The organism is Pseudobutyrivibrio xylanivorans (assembly GCF_008935055.1).
Classification (GTDB): Bacteria; Bacillota; Clostridia; order Lachnospirales; family Lachnospiraceae; genus Pseudobutyrivibrio; species Pseudobutyrivibrio xylanivorans_A.
Genome location: NZ_CP043028.1, coordinates 895,483 through 913,864 on the forward strand (window position 1 = coordinate 895,483; position 18,382 = coordinate 913,864).

Annotated in this window: 23 protein-coding genes; 2 read left to right on the plus strand and 21 right to left on the minus strand. The window is 40.6% G+C overall.

The window, feature by feature from the left end; genetic code table 11:
- Positions 1–20 precede the first annotated feature (20 nt).
- Positions 21–524 carry a transcription elongation factor GreA gene (locus tag FXF36_RS03980; protein WP_151622583.1) on the plus strand — a complete coding sequence of 168 codons (504 nt, stop codon included), beginning with the start codon at positions 21–23 and terminating at the stop codon, positions 522–524.
- A gap of 103 nt (positions 525–627) precedes the next feature.
- Here FXF36_RS03980 and FXF36_RS03985 read toward each other — a convergent pair whose 3' ends face one another.
- The 20 genes from FXF36_RS03985 to FXF36_RS04080 form a co-directional block, all read right to left on the minus strand.
- Positions 628–1,443, minus strand: a complete 816-nt coding sequence (locus FXF36_RS03985) for a phosphatidylserine decarboxylase (RefSeq protein ID WP_151622584.1) — start codon at positions 1,441–1,443, stop codon at positions 628–630.
- A gap of 3 nt (positions 1,444–1,446) precedes the next feature.
- A complete protein-coding gene (locus FXF36_RS03990) occupies positions 1,447–2,139 on the minus strand; it encodes a CDP-alcohol phosphatidyltransferase family protein (RefSeq protein WP_151622585.1) in 693 nt (230 codons plus the stop codon).
- Entirely contained in the window at positions 2,136–3,170 is a 1,035-nt protein-coding gene (locus FXF36_RS03995) for a lysylphosphatidylglycerol synthase transmembrane domain-containing protein (protein ID WP_151622586.1), read from the minus strand. Before FXF36_RS03995 ends, FXF36_RS03990 begins: the two co-directional genes overlap by 4 nt.
- Before the next feature lie 112 nt (positions 3,171–3,282).
- A complete protein-coding gene (locus FXF36_RS04000; protein WP_151622587.1) occupies positions 3,283–3,513 on the minus strand; it encodes a hypothetical protein in 231 nt (76 codons plus the stop codon).
- Positions 3,514–3,537: 24 nt separating this feature from the next.
- Positions 3,538–3,939, minus strand: a complete 402-nt coding sequence (atpC, locus tag FXF36_RS04005) for an ATP synthase F1 subunit epsilon (protein WP_151622588.1) — start codon at positions 3,937–3,939, stop codon at positions 3,538–3,540.
- A 10-nt stretch (positions 3,940–3,949) separates the two neighbouring features.
- Positions 3,950–5,344 (minus strand): F0F1 ATP synthase subunit beta, encoded by a 1,395-nt coding sequence (gene atpD, locus FXF36_RS04010; protein WP_151622589.1) that lies wholly within the window; start codon positions 5,342–5,344, stop codon positions 3,950–3,952.
- Between the two features lie 25 nt (positions 5,345–5,369).
- On the minus strand, positions 5,370–6,236 hold the full coding sequence (gene atpG, locus FXF36_RS04015) for an ATP synthase F1 subunit gamma (RefSeq protein ID WP_151622590.1): 867 nt from the start codon (positions 6,234–6,236) through the stop codon (positions 5,370–5,372).
- A gap of 15 nt (positions 6,237–6,251) precedes the next feature.
- Positions 6,252–7,760, minus strand: coding sequence for a F0F1 ATP synthase subunit alpha (gene atpA, locus FXF36_RS04020; RefSeq protein WP_151622591.1), 1,509 nt, complete (start codon positions 7,758–7,760; stop codon positions 6,252–6,254).
- A complete protein-coding gene (gene atpH, locus FXF36_RS04025) occupies positions 7,757–8,323 on the minus strand; it encodes an ATP synthase F1 subunit delta (RefSeq protein ID WP_151622592.1) in 567 nt (188 codons plus the stop codon). Before atpH ends, atpA begins: the two co-directional genes overlap by 4 nt.
- Positions 8,311–8,826: a F0F1 ATP synthase subunit B gene (atpF, locus tag FXF36_RS04030; protein ID WP_151622593.1), complete on the minus strand. Its 516-nt coding sequence runs from the start codon at positions 8,824–8,826 to the stop codon at positions 8,311–8,313. Before atpF ends, atpH begins: the two co-directional genes overlap by 13 nt.
- A gap of 133 nt (positions 8,827–8,959) precedes the next feature.
- Positions 8,960–9,220 (minus strand): ATP synthase F0 subunit C, encoded by a 261-nt coding sequence (atpE, locus tag FXF36_RS04035; protein ID WP_151622594.1) that lies wholly within the window; start codon positions 9,218–9,220, stop codon positions 8,960–8,962.
- A gap of 53 nt (positions 9,221–9,273) precedes the next feature.
- Entirely contained in the window at positions 9,274–10,002 is a 729-nt protein-coding gene (atpB, locus tag FXF36_RS04040; RefSeq protein WP_174819710.1) for a F0F1 ATP synthase subunit A, read from the minus strand.
- Positions 10,003–10,033: 31 nt separating this feature from the next.
- Positions 10,034–10,459, minus strand: coding sequence for a hypothetical protein (locus FXF36_RS04045; protein ID WP_151622595.1), 426 nt, complete (start codon positions 10,457–10,459; stop codon positions 10,034–10,036).
- A gap of 6 nt (positions 10,460–10,465) precedes the next feature.
- Positions 10,466–10,771 carry an AtpZ/AtpI family protein gene (locus tag FXF36_RS04050; protein WP_151622596.1) on the minus strand — a complete coding sequence of 102 codons (306 nt, stop codon included), beginning with the start codon at positions 10,769–10,771 and terminating at the stop codon, positions 10,466–10,468.
- Between the two features lie 20 nt (positions 10,772–10,791).
- Complete coding sequence (locus tag FXF36_RS04055) at positions 10,792–11,277, minus strand: deoxycytidylate deaminase (protein ID WP_151622597.1); 486 nt, start codon at positions 11,275–11,277, stop codon at positions 10,792–10,794.
- Between the two features lie 54 nt (positions 11,278–11,331).
- On the minus strand, positions 11,332–11,784 hold the full coding sequence (locus FXF36_RS04060; protein WP_151622598.1) for an arsenate reductase/protein-tyrosine-phosphatase family protein: 453 nt from the start codon (positions 11,782–11,784) through the stop codon (positions 11,332–11,334).
- 15 nt (positions 11,785–11,799) lie between these two features.
- Positions 11,800–12,861, minus strand: a complete 1,062-nt coding sequence (locus FXF36_RS04065; protein WP_151622599.1) for an L-threonylcarbamoyladenylate synthase — start codon at positions 12,859–12,861, stop codon at positions 11,800–11,802.
- Positions 12,862–12,964: 103 nt separating this feature from the next.
- Positions 12,965–14,701, minus strand: coding sequence for a glycosyl hydrolase family 18 protein (locus FXF36_RS04070; RefSeq protein ID WP_151622600.1), 1,737 nt, complete (start codon positions 14,699–14,701; stop codon positions 12,965–12,967).
- Positions 14,702–15,018: 317 nt separating this feature from the next.
- Positions 15,019–15,492: a hypothetical protein gene (locus FXF36_RS04075; protein WP_167511283.1), complete on the minus strand. Its 474-nt coding sequence runs from the start codon at positions 15,490–15,492 to the stop codon at positions 15,019–15,021.
- A gap of 115 nt (positions 15,493–15,607) precedes the next feature.
- A complete protein-coding gene (locus FXF36_RS04080) occupies positions 15,608–16,906 on the minus strand; it encodes a serine/threonine protein kinase (protein ID WP_151622602.1) in 1,299 nt (432 codons plus the stop codon).
- Between the two features lie 250 nt (positions 16,907–17,156).
- Between FXF36_RS04080 and FXF36_RS04085 the strand changes: the two genes are divergently transcribed.
- Positions 17,157–17,906: an adaptor protein MecA gene (locus tag FXF36_RS04085; protein ID WP_151622603.1), complete on the plus strand. Its 750-nt coding sequence runs from the start codon at positions 17,157–17,159 to the stop codon at positions 17,904–17,906.
- Between the two features lie 54 nt (positions 17,907–17,960).
- Here the strand turns inward: FXF36_RS04085 and fdxA are convergent, their stop codons facing one another.
- A complete protein-coding gene (gene fdxA / locus FXF36_RS04090; RefSeq protein ID WP_015550587.1) occupies positions 17,961–18,131 on the minus strand; it encodes a 4Fe-4S ferredoxin in 171 nt (56 codons plus the stop codon).
- Positions 18,132–18,382: the final 251 nt, after the last annotated feature.

Sequence of the window (18,382 nt, forward strand, 5' to 3'; positions counted from 1 at the left end):
TGAATTTTTGGAGGTTTATTATGGGCGAAAGACTTACCCAAGGGGATATTGATAAAATTCAGGCTGAAATCGACGAAAGAAAGCTGGTTATTAGACCTAAGCTTCTTGAAGAGGTTAAAGAAACTCGTGCTCAGGGGGATCTTTCTGAGAATTTTGAGTATCATGAGGCAAAGCGCGCTAAGAACATGAACGACAGTCGTATCCGCTACTTGGAGAAGATGCTCCGCTACGCTGAGGTTGTGGATGATACCAGTAACGATGATGAGGTTGGGATTAACAACACAGTCACCATCTATATTCCAGAGGATGACTGCGAAGAAACCTACAAGCTTGTTACTTCCATCCGTGGTAACTCTCTTAAAGGATTAATTTCCATTGAATCGCCTCTTGGATCTGCAATACGTGGCAAACATGTTGGTGACAAAGCTATAGTAAAAGTTAACGATGACTATTCTTACGAAGTTGAGATTCGCAAAATTGACAACTCAACTACCGATGAAGACGACCAGATTAAGCGATATTAAAAAACGCATCCTGTTACGCTCTCAATCCTGCATCTTACTCCGCTCAGCTTAAAATGCTTTGCTTGAGTAAGATACAGAGTTTGATAGCTACAGGATGCTCTTTTTATTTTACTATTCCTACACATTCTCCCATCTTAATAGGAGTTTCTTCACCTTTTTCAGACGCTTCAAGTATATCGCTTTTTATCTCAACTTTCTCTCTCGGAACAAGAACAATTATTGTCGATCCACCATATTCGAAATGTCCCTTCTCTGACCCACGTGTTACAGGACAAGCCTGAGGTTCTTCATTCACAATTCGACCAACAAGCATAGCCCCCACTTCCATCTGCACGCAGCGTCCAAATCTCTCAGTATCAATCACTGTGTATTGACGTGCATTCTGAACAAATACTGGTCCTGCTTCGAGGGCTACTGGCTGAACTGTATGATAAAATCCAGGGATTATCACATCCTTAGACTTCTCTCCCGACTCAAAATAAGCATATCGATGATAATGGTTTACACAAAGTCTGTATACAAGGCAATATCCACCATCAAAAGACTCTGCCAGTTCCCTGTTCTCAAGCAAATCTGTAATCGAATACCTGCTCTGCTTCACCGGCATAACAAGCCCGTCCTCAATAGGGTAGATCTTTAATAGTCCATCACAAGGTGCCATAAGATGTTCATTTTCCATATCAAGAGGTCTAAGCTCTGGCTTTATTCTTCGGCAGAAAAAATCGTTGAAGCAATTAATATCATCTAAAATATAATCCTCAAGCTCTATTCCATTTGAACTTGCAAACTTGTTGATGATACACTTTGAAATTTTGGAATCTAAAAGCCATCCCGAGAAATCCGATACTGGTTTTAATAATAAAGGGCGAAGTAAAATTCGCCCTGGTTTTGTGTTATATAAAAAATGTAATGCGCTCATTTATTATTCGTAAAATAAAATCAATAATGTTCCAATAAGTTCAATAAATCCTATTGCCAATATAACTGAAAACTGCTTTTTATTTGGCTTTGGAACTTTGAAATTGCTGACAAAAAAAATCGCCACAATAAATAAAAGCCAAAAATAAGCGATTGTTAAATCTGCGTTAGTAAACCAGTGTACTACTAAGATTAATGGGAAAATCAAAGCTGCTGTTGTAACAGGAAGTCCTGTAAAGTACGACTTTCCTTTGATTTTAGCCTCCTCTGCACGCTCGTCTGTAGTTGCATTGAAATATGCCAAACGGATAAGTGCAGCAAGTACATAGAACGCAGCGATAGAAATAAGTAAAAGAATCATTGAATAGTGATCTGGCTTCTCTGCCTTACGTCCAAGATCTGTAAGAATGCCACTAACTCTAAGCTGTGCAATTCCGATAGATGCAGGAAGAACACCGAAGCAAATCAAATCCGATAGGGAATCAATCTGAATACCAAATTCCTTTTCCATCTCTGTTCTGTCCTTCTTTGTTCGGGCAACTTTGCCATCAAAGCCATCCAAAAGTCCTGATAACATAAGGAACAATGTACCGCAATATGGATGACCAATACCTGTCATGGTAACAATGATACCAACCACACCCGAGATGGTGGATAAATATGTCAGGATAACTGTATAATCATAAACGCCTATCATTTTTTCTTTCTTCCTTTCAAATAACCTATCAGCGTAATAATTCCACTTAGGGTTACGCAAATGTAGAATGTAAATCCTCGACTTATCATATCCAATTCAAAAGCCATTCCCTTTGGCATTATACTTGAAAAGCCGTCTATCATCAAGTAATCTGCAATACCAAGAGCGCCTGGAATTGGCACATAATTATAGCCGATAGTAATCAGACACTGCTTTGAGAACAAAACTGGCAAAAGCTTACAATGTCCACCAAATGCGAAATATACCAGCGATGGAACAATAATCTGTGATGCACGCTGAAGAACATTCCAACAGAAAGCCTTTACCATAATGGTAGTCTTACCTGCTATCAGCTGAGAACAGTTCTCATAATCAGCCTCTATTTTGTCCAGCTTCTCAAGTCTTGGCTCCAGTCGATGCATTATCTTTTTCGAATGAAGGTATCTTAGGAATCTCCTGATTAATGAGAATATCTTCTCACTTCCTCTTAGTACTGCTAAAAAGAAAAAGCTAAGAATGCTCAATCCAACAAATCCAATTACAATAAACACCTTTGAAGTGATATGAAATCCCCAGAAACTCTTAGGCGCAATTATTATCGCCAGAATCCCTAAGAATACAATGGATGCATTATACATCATCAGGTTCAATATCAATGCTGCAGATGTGACACCTGCTGGAATTCCATCCTTTAACATAAAAAATGCACTAGCGGGCTGCCCACCAGTAGCTGACGGAGTGATTGCAGAAAAGTAAACATCAGATGTGCTATAAATAATTCCTTTTCTGAATCCAACTTTATAACCTATTCCCCTTAATATAGAGCACAGCGCCACGGCCTCTAAAACCACATAACAAGCTGCACTGACCATTGCCACAACTATCCACTTTTTATCAGCATTTGAAATTTTCTCTATCAGCGTCTCCACCGACATACTTTCACTTTGTTTCAGCAAAGCCCACACTGTCAGTACGGAAAGAGCCGTGGTAAAGAACATCCAAAACGCCTTCTTTAATTGACTTCTATCCATTATTATATCCTTTAATACTTTTATACTGTCTCATTATAATGCTATAACTCGTATAAATAAAGCCTAAAGGAACCAAAAGGCACCGCTATGTAGCGGTGCCTTATCACATACTTTATTCACTTGGCGGAGTTGCAGGTTTACCATGACGTTGCTGATAGACCATAGTAAGCATATCCTGCTGGTACTTCTCGTCATTGCTCAGAATCTTGAGTTTATCCTTAATATCCTTTTTCCGCGCCCGACAAACCTCAAGCTCCTTTAATAATTGAGCTTCCTCATCTTCGAATACTTTTAATTGTCTTTTTAAATCCTCGATGTCTCTTTTTGTATCAGCATCTATCATGTTGCAACCCCTCCCCTAACTAACTTAAGCCTTTAAATCCTGTCGTACTAAGGCCTTCTTAAGAGCAATCTCTGCGCGAAGCAAATCTACGTTTTCGGCCTTGTTTGCCAAGCGCTCTCTAGCTCTATCCTCTGCGCTGCGGGCTCTTTCCAAATCAATTTCTTCAGGCCACTCAGCTATCTCTGCAAGCAATGTTACCTTGTCTGGCAAAACCTCAGCGAGGCCCGCATGAACAGCTGCTCTCTTCTGACCTTCTGCCTCATGTATTGTGCAAATGCCCGGCGCAATAACAGTGGTAAGAGGGATGTGCTTTGGATATACACCAATCTGTCCCTCCACCGTATTAAATTCAACCATTTCAGCCTCTCCCTCATAAAAGGTTCGCTCAGGTGTAATGATTGATACTTTAAAGGTGTTATCTGCCATAAGCCACCTCCTACTTTGCGTTCATCTTGGCACGAACCTCGTCGATTGTACCTGCATTGAGGAAGTAACTTTCTGGAATATCATCATGTTTACCTTCAAGAATTTCCTTGAAGCCACGTACTGTCTCAGCGATTGGCACATACTTTCCTTCAAGACCAGTAAACTGACCAGCTACGAAGAATGGCTGTGACAAGAATCTCTGAATCTTACGAGCACGGTTAACAACAAGCTTATCCTCTTCTGAAAGCTCATCCATACCAAGGATAGCGATGATATCCTGCAGTTCCTTATATTTCTGAAGAATCTCCTGTACACCACGTGCTACCTGGAAATGCTCCTGACCAACAATACGTGGGTCAAGAATACGAGATGTAGAACCAAGTGGGTCTACCGCTGGGTAAATACCAAGCTCAGCGATAGAACGCTCAAGAACTGTGGTAGCATCCAAGTGTGCGAAGGTTGTAGCTGGAGCTGGATCTGTTAAGTCATCGGCAGGAACGTATACGGCCTGAACCGAAGTAATAGATCCGTTCTTTGTAGATGTGATACGCTCCTGAAGAGCACCCATCTCTGTCTGAAGAGTTGGCTGATAACCAACGGCTGAAGGCATACGACCAAGGAGGGCTGAAACCTCTGAACCAGCCTGAGTAAAACGGAAGATATTATCGATGAAAAGAAGTACGTCCTTTCCACCTTTATCTCTAAAGTACTCAGCCATTGTAAGTCCAGTTAGACCAACTCTCATTCTGGCTCCTGGTGGCTCGTTCATCTGACCGAAAACCATGCAGGTCTTGTCTATAACGCCTGACTCCTTCATTTCATAGTAAAGGTCATTACCCTCACGGGTACGCTCACCTACACCTGTGAATACTGAGTATCCACCGTGCTCTGTAGCAATATTATGGATAAGCTCTTGGATAAGTACGGTTTTACCTACACCGGCACCACCGAACAGTCCAATCTTACCACCCTTCTGGTAAGGACAAAGAAGGTCAACGACCTTAATACCTGTTTCAAGCATTTCTGTTGAAGTTGCCTGTTCCTCAAAGGTTGGAGCCTTTCTGTGAATAGGGCTGTGCTCAACACCCTCCGGTGCTGGCTGCTCATCGATTGGCTCACCAAGTACGTTGAAGATACGTCCCAATGTAGCCTCACCAACAGGAACCGTAATAGGTGCACCTGTGGCGGTTACATCCATTCCACGTACCAAACCATCTGTAGGACCCATGGCAATACAACGAACTGTATCGTCACCCAAGTGCTGTGCTACCTCAACAACCAGTTTCTCTCCGTTTGCTCTGGTAATTTCAAGAGCATCATTGATTTCTGGAAGCTCGCCTTCGGCGAACTTTACGTCAAGTACCGCACCGATAATCTGAGTGATTTTACCAATATTATTTGCCATTTTTTCACTCCTATCTGTTCTTTAGTTACGAAAGTGCTTCTGCACCAGCGATAATCTCGGTCAACTCCTGAGTAATTGATCCCTGGCGGGCACGATTGTATTTTAATGATAGATCACTAATGATTTCCTCAGCATTATTTGTGGCTGAATCCATGGCTTGCATTCTAGCGCCATTTTCTGAAGCAATAGCTTCAACCAATGCACCGTACACAAGTGAGGTTACATACTTAGGAACGATAAGATCAAGTGCCTCCTCTTCGTTCGGCTCGAAGTTCATAAGAGCTTCAGCCGCTGAAGACTTAGCTGCCTCAACATCCTCCTCTGCAATCTCTGCTGGAAGTAGCTTCATAAGCTTTGGAATCTGGCTAACTGTGTTTTTGAAGTGAGTATAAACAAGATAAATCTGTCCAATTTCCCCACTTGCATAAGCCGTAAGAACATCTTTACAAATGTTCATGGCATCTGCATAGGTTGGTGCCTCCATTACTGGAGAATAGTCCTTAGCCACCTCATATCCCTTGTGGGCAAGGCTATCACCGCCCTTGTGACCTACTACGTAAAGCTTAACATCCTCGGCCTTTAAGTCTGAGCCAGTAATCATCTTTACAATATTTGAATTGTATCCACCTGCAAGACCACGGTTGGATGTGATGACGATAACACCAATCTTTTCCGAGCCATTGTCCCTAAGATACTTATTGTTTACTGAACCAGCCTTTGCGAGCATACTACAAATCGTATTGTACATTGCATTAAAATACGGTGTAGTCTGCTCTGCTTTAGCACGAGCCTTTTGGAGCTTTACCGTAGAAACAAGCTTCATGGCCTTAGTGATCTGCTGAGTGCTACTTACACTCTGTTTTCTTCTTTTTATGTCTCTCATTGAGGCCATAACAGATCACCCTCCTTACTTGTTGTAGGTCTTTTTACACTCCTCGATAGCCGAAATTAGCTTCTTTTCCATGTCGTCCTCGAGGACCTTAGTGCTTCTAATAGCCTCTGGAACTTCTGGATACTTGGTATCAACCAAATCAAACAGAGCCTTCTCAAAAGCCTGAATGTCTGCTGTTGGAATATCAAGCAAATATTTCTTAGTAGCAGCATAGATAATCATAATCTGATACTCTACTGGCATTGGAGCATACTGTGGCTGCTTCAACATCTCTTTGATTCTTTCACCTTGAGCAAGCTTTTCAGCTGTATCTGCATCAAGCTCTGAACCAAACTGTGCGAAAGCAGCAAGCTCACGGTACTGAGCAAGCTCTACACGGATAGGAGCTGCAATTTTCTTCATAGCCTTAATCTGAGCAGAACCACCTACACGGGATACTGAAAGACCTGCGTTTACGGCTGGTCTGAAACCTGCATTAAATGCTTCTGTCTCAAGATAAATCTGACCATCAGTAATTGAGATAACGTTTGTAGGGATGTATGCAGATACATCTCCTGCCTGTGTCTCGATGATAGGTAATGCTGTAAGTGAGCCTCCGCCCAACTTATCAGAAAGTCTAGCTGCACGCTCAAGTAGTCTTGAGTGGAGGTAGAATACATCACCTGGATAAGCCTCACGTCCTGGTGGACGACGAAGAAGTAATGAAAGTGTACGATAAGCAGTAGCGTGCTTACTTAAATCATCATAGATGATAAGTACATCCTGTCCATTCTCCATCCACTCCTCACCGATAGCGCATCCTGAATAAGGAGCGATATACTGAAGTGGTGCAAGCTCTGATGCTGTAGCTGCAACTACTGTTGTCCAAGCCATAGCACCATATTCTTCCAAAGTCTTAACAAGGGCTGCAACTGTTGATGCCTTCTGGCCAATCGCAACGTAAATACACTTTACGCCCTGCCCCTTCTGATTGATGATTGTATCAATAGCAATAGCAGTCTTACCAGTCTGTCTATCACCGATAATAAGCTCACGCTGTCCACGTCCAATAGGAATCATGGAGTCGATAGCTTTAATACCTGTCTGCAGCGGAGTATCTACGGATTTACGAGAGATAACGCCTGATGCAACACGCTCGATAGGACGGAATTTTGAAGAATCAATAGGTCCTTTTCCATCGATAGGCTGTCCCAATGCATTAACTACACGTCCAAGCATTGCGTCTCCAACTGGAACCTCAACAACACGACCTGTTGTTTTAACCTGATCGCCCTCGTTGATATTCTTATCGTTTCCTAAAAGAACACAACCAACATTGTCTTCCTCAAGGTTTAAGACCATGCCGTAAACTTCGCCAGGGAACTCTAAAAGCTCACCCTGCATAGCGTTTTGTAATCCGTGAATACGTGCGATTCCATCGGCAACCTGAATAACAGTTCCTACATCTGCCACGTCAAGCTGCGCTGCATAGCGTTTCATTTGCTCTTTAATAACCGAGCTAATCTCTTCTGGTTTTAAATTCATGGAGCGCATTCACCTACTTTCAATTGAATATTTGATAACTCGTGTGACAATTTACTAATTTGAGTCTTGATAGAACTATCAACGACTCTATCCTTAATGCGAATTACCATGCCCCCGATTAACTCAGGGTCTACTGTATAATCCATAACAAATGAACTATAAGCGGTAGTTTCTAATAAACGCTTCTCGACATCATTTTTCTGAGCATCGGTAAGCTCAAATGGTGTTGAAATAAAGGCACGTCCGATTTTCTTATAATCGTATACTCTTTCGATGAAGTATTTTAATACGTCCTCTATATCTTTAATGTGGTCCTTCTCCTCAAGCATTCTAAGTAGACCAACCATTTCACCACTTACTCTGCCCTTGAAAATCTCGTCGATAATCTGAAGCTTTTCTTCTTTATTGATCTTAGGATGATTCATCATTTGAGAAAAGCCGTCGTTTGTTTTTACAACTTCTATTACGCCCTCGGCTTCCTGTAAGAAGTCGTCGACCTTTCCTGTTTCCACGGCTAGCTCAAACAACGCATCACCATATACGTTTGAGACTAATTTAGCCATGTTTTTTCACCCATTTCCTTAAGTGTCTGCTCTACTAAGGTATTCTGAATAGTTGTATCCATGTTAGCAGCAACAACCTTCTGTGCTAAAACTGCAGCAACAGAAATCATCTCCTGCTTAACCTCGTCTGCAACCTTCTTCTTCTCAAGCTCTGCCTCTTCGTTAGCACGAGCAACGATTGCGGCTGCCTCTTCCTTAGCATCGCTTACAATCTTGGTTTCATTCTTCAAGGCCTTTTGTCTTGCTTCAGCCAGGATAGCATCTCTTTCTTTGTTGATATCCTTAAGCTTTGCCTCGTACTCAAGCCTTAGCTTTTCTGCCTCTTCCTTATCTTTCTTAGCATCTGCGATGTCCCTTGCAATGCCATCCTTTCTATCCTGCAAAAGCTTTCTTGCTGGATTGAAAAGCTTGTTTGACATTATAAGGAATAGGAAGAATACTGCTATGGCTAAAAGTACTACGTCGTTCACCAACTGAACGTCTAAGTCAAATAGTCTTTCCAACTTTTAGCCCCTCCTTAACTTCCTAAAAATTTATTACTCTAACTTATTGAAGAAGTGCCATTAAAGATTTGCTTCGCAAATGGGCACTTCTGGATATCAAGGAACCTCCCTAAAGGGTCCCTCCTTGATATATTTAACCAACTAATGGCTGTACAAAGAGTAACAGAAGGGCAATAACAAGTCCGTAAAGACCTGTTGTCTCGGCAACGGCCTGACCAAGTAACATAGTAGACATAATCTGTCCCTGTGCTCCAGGGTTACGTCCAACGGCTGCTGCACCATGACCAGCTGCAATACCTTGGCCGATACCAGGACCAATACCTGCGATAACTGCAAGACCAGCACCAATTGCTGAACAAGCTTTAATTAAGTCTGTACCTGAAATAGTGTTCATAAATGTTTCCCTCCTAAAAGTAATATTAGCAATATTCCTTTGTTCTCAAAGTTTTACGAATCCCCATAACTTTGAGTTATGTACGTCATAGTTAACATACAGAATACGTAGGTCTGGATTGCACCTGAGAAAATATCGAAATAGACATGCAATGCTGCAGGCCATACAAGGGCGAACTTTCCTAGCAATCCATACACAAGACCCATGATGATAGTTCCTGAAAGAACGTTTGCAAACAAACGTAGTGACATAGAAATTGGTACCGCAATGTCGGAAATGACATTGATAGGCATCCAAATTGGCAACCATGGTGGCAATGGAGAACACTTGTCAATCCAAATGTCCTTTGCACTCTGATGCCTAATCTTAACTACATGGATGCAAACAAAGGTAATTAATGCCAGCGCAAGTGTTGTACCGTAATCGGCTGTTGGTGGTCTTAGTCCAACCAAACCAGATAAGTTAGATACCAAGATGAAGCAGAATATCGTACAAATCCAGTTTGCAAACACTGGTGCGTGCTTACCCATACTGCCTTCCACCATTCCATCTAAAAGTGAAACAATCAACTCCAAGATGCTTTGGAAGGTATCAGGAACTTCAGTGGCATGCTTAAGCTTTCTGTTAGCGATTATGGAGAAAACCACTAAAGACAGCCATACGATTAGTATGCAAACATGAGACGTGGTAATCCATACTTCCTGTCCGAAGACTGTGTAAGAGAACAATCCTTTTATCATGTCTACAGTATCGCTTGAGGCCAGTAAAATTCCTTCTGTCACACTTTCACCTCCTCCTACTATTAAATTTCTCCTAACTAAGTACTTCCCTTTCTATATCTTTATCAACTTTGTTGATATGGAAAGCCTTTATTAGCAAAGGTTGTGCGTAGGCACTAACCTTGAGCCCAAGAACACCGATGAGTGCTGTAAACATATTTCCCAGCTTAAAGTACGTCATCGTAATCATAATTGCACACAATACCAGATATCTCATAACCGACTTAAAGGACAATAGTTTTTCATGTCCCTGTCCAATTCTTACTGATTCCTCAATAATCATAGAAATATGAATGGCCATTCCAACCGCACAGGCTATTCCGATTAAAAGTCCAGTTGTATATCTGATTTTGTCGCTGACAAACCAAACTCCAATCAACTCTACAAGTAGTCCGTAAGCAAGTATTCCTAAAACAAGCATTGGCAATGCCTGATTCAGACGCTTCATCCATTTAATCATGTCTAATTATTCCCTATTTAGTTCTCCCTGAGCCTTATTATTATCAAGAGCCTCTTTTTCCAGTCTTCTTGCCCGCTGTCCTGGGGATTCCTCATTTTTAAGATACCCCCTAACCGACCGGTAGGCCCCATTAAAAGCTGCTACAATACCGATTAGTATTCCGCCTATAGCAAATCCCTGCTTTCCAGTCTTTGATGTAATAAAAGTTCCTATCAAAGTACAAAGCAGAATCGGTACAATTACATTTATTCCAAATTGAAGCACCATCACCAATGAATTGGCAACAGCCTTATATTGCTTTTTATCTCTCATACTAGTGTCGTCACTTAGTACTACATTACTATCTTTACTTCTCTACCAGTGTGCTCATACTGATAGAATTCTACTCCAGCTGCTCTAAGCATTCTCTTTGATGCAATAACTGAAGGTGTGTTTTCATATTTATCGCTATCGTAGATGATAGTTTTGATGCCAGACTGAATTATAGCCTTAGCACATTCGTTACATGGGAAAAGTGATACATACAACTTTGAGCCTTCAAGTGAACCTCCCCTATAGTTCAAAATCGCATTCAGCTCGCTGTGTGTTGTGTAGAAATATTTATTTTCCAGAGGGTCCCCTACTCTTGCCCAAGGGAACTCATCATCTGAACAACCATTTGGAAAACCATTGTAGCCCATTGATAAAATCTTGTTATCCTGGCTAACAATACAAGCTCCAACCTGTGTATTTGGGTCTTTAGATCTCATACCCGATAATACTGCAACGCCCATAAAGTACTCATCCCAGCTAATGTAATCTAGTCTCTTGTCACTCATGGTCCTTCCTCCAATACATTTGTGCCCTAGTTTTTAGTAATAATATTTGGTGGTCTATGCCTCCAATAACTTAATAAGCTTTTCTATTGATACCTTTAAAACCTCATAACACAAACCGTAGGTTTGCACTGATCCACCGTAAGGATCCATTACTTCAAGCTCGTCCCCAACGAGCTCATTCAGAAGTCTGGTGTTTTCCTCGGTGGCATTTGAATATTCACTTAAAATCTTACGCAGCCCTGCCTCTTCCATTGTTATTACAAGGGTGTTTTCCGAAAAATCGGTATCCTGAAGCTGCTTAGAGGAATAGTCCTTAAGTTCTATTCCATTGCTGATAAGAACTGCGTCCGCCTTTTGATTTAGGGGCTCTGGAAACTGAACTATCAATCCCCTGGCCTCACAAATTATAGGCCTGGAATGTGGAATCGCATGGAATATAGCCGTAGCCATAGGTGCCCGCGACGTTCCACTACCCGACGCAAAAATCACTCTGTTAATATTATTCATCCCTCAATCCTCTTGCTAGACCTCCAAGGTTTTCTGTCCCGCAGCCTTGAGCAATCTATTCATAATTGCCTGTCCCATCTTTGGAGTAACGAAGCTTTCTGAATAAATCAAATCAACGTCCAGCTCATCAAATTCTCTCAAAATATTGTAAAGGTTGTGAGCAATGGACTTCTCATCCGCTCTGTCACCAATGACAAGCACTTCTCCGCATTTATACTTGTCCTTTGTCTCCTCGGTGGCAATAACTCCCACCTTCTTGCCAGCTTCAGTCCCCTCTAAAGCAAGCCTATTAATGGTTTCAACAACCTTATTATCTTCTCCTGAAACGATTGTCAAATCGCCCTTCGGTGCATAATGCTTGTAGCGCATACCTGGTGCCTTTGGCTTCGCTCCGCCTGTGGTACCCTTGTCGTTATACACGATACCCGGATCGATTCGAACCTCTCCAACCACCTCTCTTAGCATGTCCATATTGATATAACCAGGACGAAGTATTGTAACAACATCCTCTGTCAAATCAACAATTGTGGACTCAAGACCTATATCAACTGCACCACCGTCAAGAATTGCCTCTATCTTTCCAGACAAATCCTCATATACATGACTTGCCTTGGTAGGACTAGGCCTTCCTGATGTATTTGCACTTGGTGCTGCAATCATACAGCCGCTTTCCTCAATAAGAGCAAGTGCCACCGGATTATTTGGCATTCTAACTGCCACCGTATCAAGACCTCCCGTGGTCTCGTAAGGAATGACCTCATTCTTGTTGCAGACCATTGTAAGTGGACCTGGCCAAAACGCATCCGCAAGCCTTCGTGCCGTGTCTGGTAAATCCTTTGTAATCTGCTCAAGCTGTTCAAACTTTGCTATATGTACAATTAAAGGGTTGTCCGACGGACGACCCTTTGCCTGATATATCTTTCTTGAGGCCTCTTTGTCCGTGGCGTCACCGCCTAATCCATAAACTGTTTCAGTGGGAAATGCAACCAGCCCACCATTTTTTAGAATCTCAGAAGCCTCTCTGATATGCTCTATATTGATTGGCTCCTGTGAAACATCCATAATCCTAGTAATCATACTCAAAATTATATCACTTTTCCCTTAGAACACAATCTTTTTAACACTGTGAAACACCCGTCGCTACGGGTAAACTATGATTTTTCTGTGACTTTACACCAATTTAGAAATATTTAGCTATGATATTCCATACTCCTGTACTATCAAAGCCTTTCTTCCAAAAGGCTCCACCAGCCAAGCCGGCCTCTTTCATAACCTTAAGCTTTTCCTCTATTGAAGTTTCATCCTCAACCCAAATCTTGTAGGTAGTATCACCCTTAGTATATTCTCCGTAATACTGCCCCTCTGTCTCATCCCAATTTGTAGTTACACCATTAGTCTTTAAATAGCTTTGGATTGCATTCATACCATACGCTGTACTGCTTACGCTGCCATCAGATGCTACTTCCCAAACTCTACAGTAAAATGGCATTCCAAGAATTACCTGCTCTGCTGGAACTTCACTCACTGTATCCTCAACACCCTGCTTAACCCAGTCCAGAGATGCCACTGAGCCAGCTTCCTCACTACCACCGTAGTGCTCGTCGTAACCCATTATTACCACATAATCCGCATACTTAGCCTGCTCTGCTCTACTATAGATTGCTGAAGATGCAGTAGGAACATAATTGTCGACAGAAAGAACGATATCATTCTTTTCACACTTAATCGAAAGTTCCTTAATAAACTGGATATATCCGTCCGCTGCTGCACCTGAGAGCTGCTCTATGTCAATATTAATTCCATCCAAACCATAGGTAATTGCCTGTGCAATCAAATTGTTTACTAGCGTATCTCTTGCGGATGTTGTATTAAGCACAGTAGTTGTATCAACACTATCGTCTTCAAGATTACTAATAAGGCCCCAAACCTGAACATTATTTGCATGACAAACGCTCACATAACTACTGCTGGCAATTGATGCTATTCCGCCCTTATTATCATTAAGGTAAAACCATGTTGGTGACATTACTGTCACCTTTCCACAATTTGACAGGATATTTGCGATATCACCATTAGCTGCCTGAGATGTAACCTGATGCCACAAAAGAGCTATATCTTTCCCAGCAGAAATATGCTTGTAATTGCGCTCTGGTAACGAGGCAGCTACCACATAATTTTCATCATCATTTAATGAAAAAGCACTATTCTTGATGTAACCCATTACACCTTTTTCAGATATTACAAAGCTCCACTTTCCAGTGTCTCTAAGCACATAAAGGACTTCTCCTTTTGTCGTATCTTCAAGAACAGGACTCTTTGGACCGTTTAGTTTTCTAATTTGAGACTTATGCTTTATCTGCCCCAAACTGCATTCATAACCGACTGTATTTACAAATACTCTGTCTGGTGAAGAGTAATACATACAGTCAAAATCTGTCAGAAGCTTCATATAGTCTGTGGCAATATAAACAGTTCCGTCCTGTGCCAGCATAACCTCATGTCCAAGACTATTATTGCTCTTATCGATTGTATAATCGCTGCTTCCAACTGTAGCTGTGTAAATCTCTGAATCAGTTGCATATCTTAATGTAATTTCTGTCGGATCATAAACATAACCATCGTCAAGGTATTCCTTCACGAAGCCAATTTCCAGATATACATTATCATTCTTTACTATCGCATATCCTGCAGACTCCTCTTCTGAAACAGTCTTGTATTCACCATTTAAAATCACAACCGCTTCGTTATCATGCGAATTTGTGAAATAATCGCTAAGCTCCATGTGCTCCTTTGTGGGTGCATACTTTTTGATGTAATATGCTCCTCCAATCAGTAGCATCACTGCCAACATTCCTACTGCGATATATATGTATCCTCTAGGGATATAGTGTCTTTTTTTTCTCCTTCGGTAGCCCATAGCTTCCCCCTTTAAATCTAGATTTCCTTGTAAAGTATAGCAAATGACACCCTTAAATTCTACTTTTAGGGTCGTCTCAAATCTTAAAAAAATCTAAAAAAAGAGCGGCAAGCGCCGCTCAAATTTATAACCACTTTCATATTCAACATTTATATACAAACTTAATCATTTTCTTATTTTTTGTCTTTTCGTGTGTTGAATTCCAATCAAAAGGATAACCGTCTTTTTCCCAAAAGTTATCACGTAAATATTGATGATACTTACATCTTCCAAGCGGTTCTTTATACATTTTTCTCTATGGCGCCTCCTTTCCGCAGCTACTGTAAAATCTTTAATAAAGTTTCAAATTCCTGTTCTTTCAATAAAAAAGGGTCTTCAATACATGGTATTGTATAGATATTGCATCCTAGAATTCGTCTATGACTATCGTTTTCTTTTCTATTTTGTATTGTCCTCGAACAATACAACACTTGATTTATTCGTGTATTATTTTTTATTTTTAATTCTACGAATTCATAATACTCACTTTTACACCAGGGACTCAAAGGCCCTATTACGATCCTGTTATCACATCTTTCAAATATAGTCTGTGTCTGTTCATCGAGTTGTTTCATATCTATGATTATCCAAGCCTTCTTATCATCTATTAGCTGGTTTACCTCATCCAGATTGCTTGTCAAAATATAGTAAACACCCCCGTATTTATATGCTTTGTGCCCGTTCAACTTCGTCCCATTCAATCCTACTACGCTTAGAAGCTTGCTTTCATCACTCAGTTCTATGTAAATCACTTTTTTCTTCAATACTGAACTTATAAAGCTTGCCAAGCAAAGACAAAGATGTGTGACACCTGCCTTTGGACAAACACCTACTATACAAGTCTTTTTGTTTTGTCTCCCTCTATTATTACGTGATAATAAAATCTTTATTGTTTTTAAAAATCGCCGAAAAACACTTCTCCTCATCCTTAGATAAACCATTTCCTTTAACTGTTGGGTACTTATATACTTTTTTCCCTATATCCTTTGCAAGCAGTACACTTGTTAACCTGTCAGAAAAATTCGTTACGACATACACGTTTTCATTTTTTATCCATTCTGGATAATCTTCAGCCATCTGCCAGGGTGCTCCGCCCATCACATATATAATCAAATCTGTGTCAACTGGCACATTTATATTCGTTCCACAGTCATAAATATACAAACCATCAGGAGGTCTAAAATGCTCTACGTTCTCTCCATATTCAGGAATTCCCCTAAAGCCTTCGTGGTATAAAACACCTCTATCCAATTTGGTATTTTTAAGATTTCTCCATAGATTTAGTACTGTGTTTCTCTCTATATCCTTATAATAACAGTCGATTTTTCTCTTATTAAAAAATCTACACATGGATATGGCAATGCGGGTTGTACCCACTGCATGGGTTCCGCCAATCACCGCGATTTTTCTATCGAGATGCGTTTTTCCGATTCCGTCATAAACTCTGTCTCCCTGTAGATTTTCAAGCAGCCGCCTCAGTTCTGTAATAGACTGAATTCGTCTTTCTACATCAACTTCAGTTGCGCATTCTACAATTCGTTTAATCCTGAAATCATCTTTTGCATAACTATTAATTTGCATAAAACCAATAACTTTTCCAACGCCGTACACATCACAACGTTCATCCAAACAACGTCCCGATTGTTGCTCCGGTGCTGCCCAGTCTTTCGTTCCAACGGGCTTTGCCCTATCAGCCTCAGACTTTGCTATGGAAATGCCAAAATCGATAAGTTTTATTGTGTTCCGCTGCATAATACAATGTTCAGGCTTCATATCCCTGTAAAGCACAGGCTCACTTCCTGCTGTATGCAGCGTTTCAACAACCTTACATATCTCAATAGCAATCGCTATTAGCTTTTCTTTTGTTATTTTGGTTTTCAGCAAATACTCCCGTAGAGAAATTCCCTCTACATATTCCTCAACCAAATAAATCATTTCTTCTGTATCTTCTACTTCGTAAATGGTGGGTATTTGGGATGATTTAATCCCTTGTAAAAGATGTGCTTCGGATAGGATGCTGTTCGCATCAGGATGGGCTCTGTGAATAGCCTTAAGAATCCTTAATGCTCCTATCTTTTTGTAATTGACAAGTATGACTGCCGTAGCTGCTGACTCGCGCAGTACCCGAATTACTTCGTACCTGTCATCAATACCTTTTGGTATCAAATTACATCAGCTCCTTCCGTTTTGAAATATCGGAAAAAGCATCTCGCGGATAATTTTATATCACAGATAAAATTATATTGCAACCCCTATTTTGAAATTTATAATTTTTCTGTAATATTCTCTTAATAAAAATTTTATACATTTATCATCATTTTTTATAGTAAGTTTCCTTTACTTTCCGATATAATATATATATAATAATTCGAACAAGACAAGCTACAGCATCTTTTTCGATTCGGGAGGTGATTTTATGAAAATTGAAAAAATCAACGAGAACCAGATCAGATGCACTCTTTCAAGAGAAGATTTAATTAGCCGTCACATCAAACTTTCAGAGCTAGCCTATGGCTCAGCAAAGGCCAGAGAGCTTTTTAGAGAGCTTATGGAGCAAGCTTCGTACCAATATGGTTTTGAAGCGGAAGATATTCCACTTATGATAGAGGCTATACCGCTTTCATCAGAATCCATCGTACTTTTAGTTACAAAAGTCGACAGTCCAGACGAGCTAGACACTCGTTTTTCTCGATTCTCTGAGGACGATGACGATTATGATGATGACGATATGAATGTGACTGATGCTCCATCAAAGCCATTTAACGAGGCAGCAGCAGATGACATTCTAAACATATTCAACAGTTTACTTCAAAAAGCAGAGGAAGCCATCAAGGCATCTCCTGAAAAGGCAGCTGCAAAAGGCTTGCCAGTTGATATCACTAAGATGTTCGTTTTCGACAATCTCGAGGATGTCATAAAGCTTTCAGGAATCCTGGCTCCATTCTATACAGGAAAGAATTCTCTTTATAAGAGTCCATTTGATGATAGATATTACTTAGTAGTGAGCAAATCCAAGGACAGTGTGGAAACCTACAATAAGGTCTGCAACATCCTCTCAGAGTACAGTGATCAACAGAATTATGTAGTTGGTACTGATGCGTATATGTCTGAGCACTACGAGACAATGGTTCAAAATAACGCAATTCAAGAGCTTGCTCTTATATAAAAAATGACCTGCGAAAGCAGGTCATTTTTTTAACCGAGTTTCTTCGAGAAACTATTAGCCCTGTGAAATAGCACCTGTTGGGCAAACGCCAGCGCATGTACCACACTCAACACAAGCTGTCTCATCGATCTGGAACTGTGAATCGCCCTGTGAGATTGCTCCTACTGGACACTCTGGCTCGCATGTTCCACAAGATACGCATGAATCAGAAATTACATATGCCATAATTAAAATCCTCCTTAAACTCTTATTGATAATATTTTATCAATTTCATGTGATGAAATCATCATACACCTTAATTGTGTCCAAATCAAGAACAGAATTGTTTTTTTCAAAATACCTAGAAAATCAGGACTTACTGTGGTTTTTGGCTTCTAATCCATGTTGATTTATACTAACTTTAGTTCAAATTGTGTACACAACTTAATTATCAGATATCATTGCTTATTATTACGAACCGTGTTATTATTTTTAAG

Coding starts and splice junctions, on each gene's coding strand:
- FXF36_RS03980 (WP_151622583.1), top strand. CDS start 21: ATGGGCGAAAGACTTACCCAAGGGGATATTGATAAAATTCAGGCTGAA.
- FXF36_RS03985 (WP_151622584.1), bottom strand. CDS start 1,443: ATGAGCGCATTACATTTTTTATATAACACAAAACCAGGGCGAATTTTA.
- FXF36_RS03990 (WP_151622585.1), bottom strand. CDS start 2,139: ATGATAGGCGTTTATGATTATACAGTTATCCTGACATATTTATCCACC.
- FXF36_RS03995 (WP_151622586.1), bottom strand. CDS start 3,170: ATGGATAGAAGTCAATTAAAGAAGGCGTTTTGGATGTTCTTTACCACG.
- FXF36_RS04000 (WP_151622587.1), bottom strand. CDS start 3,513: ATGATAGATGCTGATACAAAAAGAGACATCGAGGATTTAAAAAGACAA.
- atpC (WP_151622588.1), bottom strand. CDS start 3,939: ATGGCAGATAACACCTTTAAAGTATCAATCATTACACCTGAGCGAACC.
- atpD (WP_151622589.1), bottom strand. CDS start 5,344: ATGGCAAATAATATTGGTAAAATCACTCAGATTATCGGTGCGGTACTT.
- atpG (WP_151622590.1), bottom strand. CDS start 6,236: ATGGCCTCAATGAGAGACATAAAAAGAAGAAAACAGAGTGTAAGTAGC.
- atpA (WP_151622591.1), bottom strand. CDS start 7,760: ATGAATTTAAAACCAGAAGAGATTAGCTCGGTTATTAAAGAGCAAATG.
- atpH (WP_151622592.1), bottom strand. CDS start 8,323: ATGGCTAAATTAGTCTCAAACGTATATGGTGATGCGTTGTTTGAGCTA.
- atpE (WP_151622594.1), bottom strand. CDS start 9,220: ATGAACACTATTTCAGGTACAGACTTAATTAAAGCTTGTTCAGCAATT.
- FXF36_RS04045 (WP_151622595.1), bottom strand. CDS start 10,459: ATGATTAAATGGATGAAGCGTCTGAATCAGGCATTGCCAATGCTTGTT.
- FXF36_RS04050 (WP_151622596.1), bottom strand. CDS start 10,771: ATGAGAGATAAAAAGCAATATAAGGCTGTTGCCAATTCATTGGTGATG.
- FXF36_RS04055 (WP_151622597.1), bottom strand. CDS start 11,277: ATGAGTGACAAGAGACTAGATTACATTAGCTGGGATGAGTACTTTATG.
- FXF36_RS04060 (WP_151622598.1), bottom strand. CDS start 11,784: ATGAATAATATTAACAGAGTGATTTTTGCGTCGGGTAGTGGAACGTCG.
- FXF36_RS04065 (WP_151622599.1), bottom strand. CDS start 12,861: ATGATTACTAGGATTATGGATGTTTCACAGGAGCCAATCAATATAGAG.
- FXF36_RS04070 (WP_151622600.1), bottom strand. CDS start 14,701: ATGGGCTACCGAAGGAGAAAAAAAAGACACTATATCCCTAGAGGATAC.
- FXF36_RS04085 (WP_151622603.1), top strand. CDS start 17,157: ATGAAAATTGAAAAAATCAACGAGAACCAGATCAGATGCACTCTTTCA.
- fdxA (WP_015550587.1), bottom strand. CDS start 18,131: ATGGCATATGTAATTTCTGATTCATGCGTATCTTGTGGAACATGCGAG.